Source organism: Streptomyces ipomoeae 91-03, assembly GCF_000317595.1.
Lineage (GTDB): Bacteria > Actinomycetota > Actinomycetes > Streptomycetales > Streptomycetaceae > Streptomyces > Streptomyces ipomoeae.
In genome coordinates, this window is the sequence record NZ_AEJC01000677.1 from 1 (window position 1) to 3,354 (window position 3,354).

3 protein-coding genes are annotated in these 3,354 nt (G+C 69.2%); all 3 read right to left on the reverse strand.

The window, feature by feature from the left end:
- Positions 1–118 precede the first annotated feature (118 nt).
- Positions 119–676: a tyrosine-type recombinase/integrase gene (locus STRIP9103_RS53330; protein ID WP_309474711.1), complete on the reverse strand. Its 558-nt coding sequence runs from the start codon at positions 674–676 to the stop codon at positions 119–121.
- A gap of 24 nt (positions 677–700) precedes the next feature.
- Entirely contained in the window at positions 701–1,993 is a 1,293-nt protein-coding gene (locus tag STRIP9103_RS44560; protein WP_048822321.1) for a hypothetical protein, read from the reverse strand.
- A 78-nt stretch (positions 1,994–2,071) separates the two neighbouring features.
- Positions 2,072–3,354: MFS transporter (locus tag STRIP9103_RS44565; RefSeq protein WP_324605722.1), on the reverse strand; the 1,283-nt coding region annotated here is incomplete at its 5' end.

Genomic DNA, 3,354 nt, shown 5'->3' on the forward strand with positions numbered 1-3,354 from the left:
CACGCCGACGAACTATCTAACGTGCCGTGACCGCCACATCACACATTGAGGCGGAATGTTTGAAACACCGCTCCGACCTGCGGCAACGCGCTTCCTGGGGGGCGAGGTCAGCACAGAATCAGCACGGGAGATCAAGGTCAGCACCTGCACCGCTTCCTCGAACCCGCGGCCTCCCGCGACGCCTCGGTCGGCGCGTCCACCGGGACCGGCCGCATGACGTCCAGCCTGATCTCCCGGCGGCGGCGCCAGGCATCGGGTGCGAGCTGTAGATGTCGACCGTCGTCCTGATGGACTTGTGGCCGAGCCGGCGTGAGACCTCGTGGATGGGGACGCCGTTCGCCAGGGCCGTCGAGGCGAGGAAGTGACGGAGACCCTGAGGGGTGTACTGCGGCTTGCCATCCGCTCGCACGAGGCCGGTGGCCTTCAGCGCCTTCTTGAAGTGGTACGCGTAGGCCGTGGCCTTGGGCATGGTGCCCTTGCTCCTCTCCCGGGTGCGAAGAAGACCTCCGGTTCCGTATCTCGGCCCGTCCTGTCCTTGAACACCACCGGCACGGCGTTCCACCGCTCCATGGGGGCGTCGATCTCTTCTTCGAGGAACGGCTCCGTGGGGATGTCGCGGTACTCCCCTTCCGCCCGGTGCTGTGTCATGGTCGCTCCGGGGAAGTGTTGACGGCATGTGATTCCGACCCCCGACAGGGCTTCACCAGAACTGCCGGAGGTTGAAGCTTTTCAAGGAGATGTTGCTCGCAGGCTCGGTCGAACTCCTGGCATAGAGCAACGGCATCGCTTTCTGGGGCGAGCCATACGCGGCGCTCCATGCGAGCCACTGATACGCGTCCCATCCCCGCTCCATACCGATTCCCACGCCGTCTTTCCTCAAGGTGGTCAGGGCCAGGCGATGGTGGAAGGCGACATGGTAACGAGCCCGGACCTCCAGGGGGCGCCGCTCGTACCGGTCGAACCAGCACAGCGCCGATACGCCCCGCTCACTGGGATGTTCGCCGTTCTTGTGCAGCCTGAGCAGATGGTCGAGGTCGTGGCGCTCGTTCCGCATGAACCGCTGCATCGTCCCCATGGCCGCCTCGACCGCCGAGTGCAGTGTCTCCCCGCTTCTCCAGTGCGGTTCGGCGGGCGCACCGGACCAGTCCGGGCCGAAGACCTCGTCCATGTCACGCTCGACCAGGTCGCTGAAGGGATCGAGCGGTGTGAACCGGAATTCCGTGTTCGAGACGGCGTTGTGGCGCGCCAGCGCCGCCCGTAGGTCGTCCGCGTGCTGATCGAGGATGCGGAGCAGATGTTCCACCCGTCCCTCGGTCGCGTAGTGCAGGAAGACCAACGAGTTCACCGTGCTGGCGGCCCGGTCGGTCGCCGTCTGCTGGGAAACGTTGACCGTCCGCTTCCTGGCGAGCGAGTTGTCCATCAGCGCACTGACGAACGCCACCATGCGGGCCGTGCCCGGACCGCTGACGTGCCCGGGAAGCACCGGGTCGGTCACACCGGCCCGGTGTGCGCACAGTCCGATCTCCACGTCGAGGGCAGGCCTGTCTTCAAGCAGCGCCGAGAGGAAACGCGCGCCTTCCAGATAGCGGTTCGACTCCGGGTTGAACGTCTCGCCCTGTCGGCTGAAGCGGAAGCCGGCGATCATCGTGGGGACCAACGCCAGCATGCGCGACACGCTGAGGGCACTGCGGTCGGCCCTGGACAGCCGGTCCAGTAACTCTCTCGCCTTGATGATCTCCTGACGTGCGGCGAGCTGACCGCTGCCGGCGTAGATCATCGCTGCGATCGCCGCCTCCCACCGGCGTGGCCGCTTGAGCGCCAGCGGATGGATTCCCGCAATCTCGTCCGGGGAAGGAAGCCGCGTGTCAACCGACTCGGCGTCCTTACGGATGTCGCACAGCACCGCTATCTCTCGCACGTCGATCTTCGATCCGTTGTAGCGGCTGAGCGCCTGCGACCTCGAATAGTCCCAAAACGTTATGTAGTCGGCCATCACTTCGTTCTTCCTGCAGTTCGTCTCGTTCGGATGCCTGTCGGCCGCGACAGACCCCGCCGCGCTGGTCAGCCGTCTTCAGTCGCCGGGTCCGTCCCCGTCCTGGCGGACCTGGCCGACGGCACGGCGAACGGCGGCCAGTGCGGCGGTGGCCGCCGCCGCGCTGGTGGCCAGCAGGGCCCACGGCCACCAGGGGCCCAGCGTCAGCGCCCCGGTCAGGACCAGCGGGGCGATCGCTGAGCCAACCCCCCAGGACAGCTGGTGCAGGCCCAGGTGCCGGCCGGGTACGTCCTCGGGGGCCATACGAACGGCCACGACGTCGCTGGTGGGGGCGTGCATCAGTTCCGCCGCGGTGAATACCAGTACCGCGACCGCGAGCAGCGGCAGTATCGCCGTGCGCGGCAGCCCGCTCGCCGTGCCGAACAGCACGGCCGCCGCGGACCACAGCATGGCCGCCCATTGAAGGACACGCAGGTACTCGCGCCGTTCCAGGCGCCGCACCACCAGGGCCTGACCCGCCGTCACCAGCGCGGTGTTCAGCGCGAACACCGCGCCGACGACCCAGGAGGGCTGGTGCAGCCACTGCACGACATACAGCGGTACGAGCACAGGAAGCGCCGCTGAGACCAGTACGAGCAGCGTGTTGGCCGCCACCATGGTGACGTACGCGCGGTCGGGCCGGGGCCGGGCCGGGCGGGGCCTCGGAACCGCCGGAGCCGGGCCGGGGGACGGGGGCCGGGCGGCAGTCGGCAGCAGGGCGATCAGGACCGTGGCGAGGGCGTAGCTGACCGCGTTGCCCGCCATGACCAGCCGCAGGCCGGTCGGGCCGAGCCCGGCCAGGAAGCCCGCCGCGAGCCCGCCGACCGCCATCCCGACGTTCCGCAGGGTGCGTTCGAGGCCATACCAGCGGAGCAGCTCGTCGGGTCGGCAGCGGCGGGCCAGGAACGCCCGGTTGGCCGGCCAGAACAGGTTGTCCCCCAGCGCCGCGAGCGTGGCCAGGACCAGCACCGCCGGCCACGAGCCGGTCGTCATATAGCCGAGGAACGCCGTCGCGCGCAGCACATGGGCCGTTTGGACGAGCCGACGTGGGCCCCACCAGTCCATGAGCGGCCCGGACAGCGGCCCCGCGGCCAGGGCGGCAACCCCAGCCACTGTCAGCAGCGTGCCGGCGGTCGCCGCCGTCATTCGGTCCTGGCCGGTCAGGTAGAGGAGCAGGAAGGGCACGGCCAGGCCGCTGCCCGTGCTGTCGACCAGCACGGCGGCGAGCAGCAGCCGCTGACCGCCCAGCCGGGGCAGACCGAGCGCCGTGCTCAGTCGTCCCGGCCGCGGCGGCGCCGACGGTGCCGCGCTCATCGCGGCGC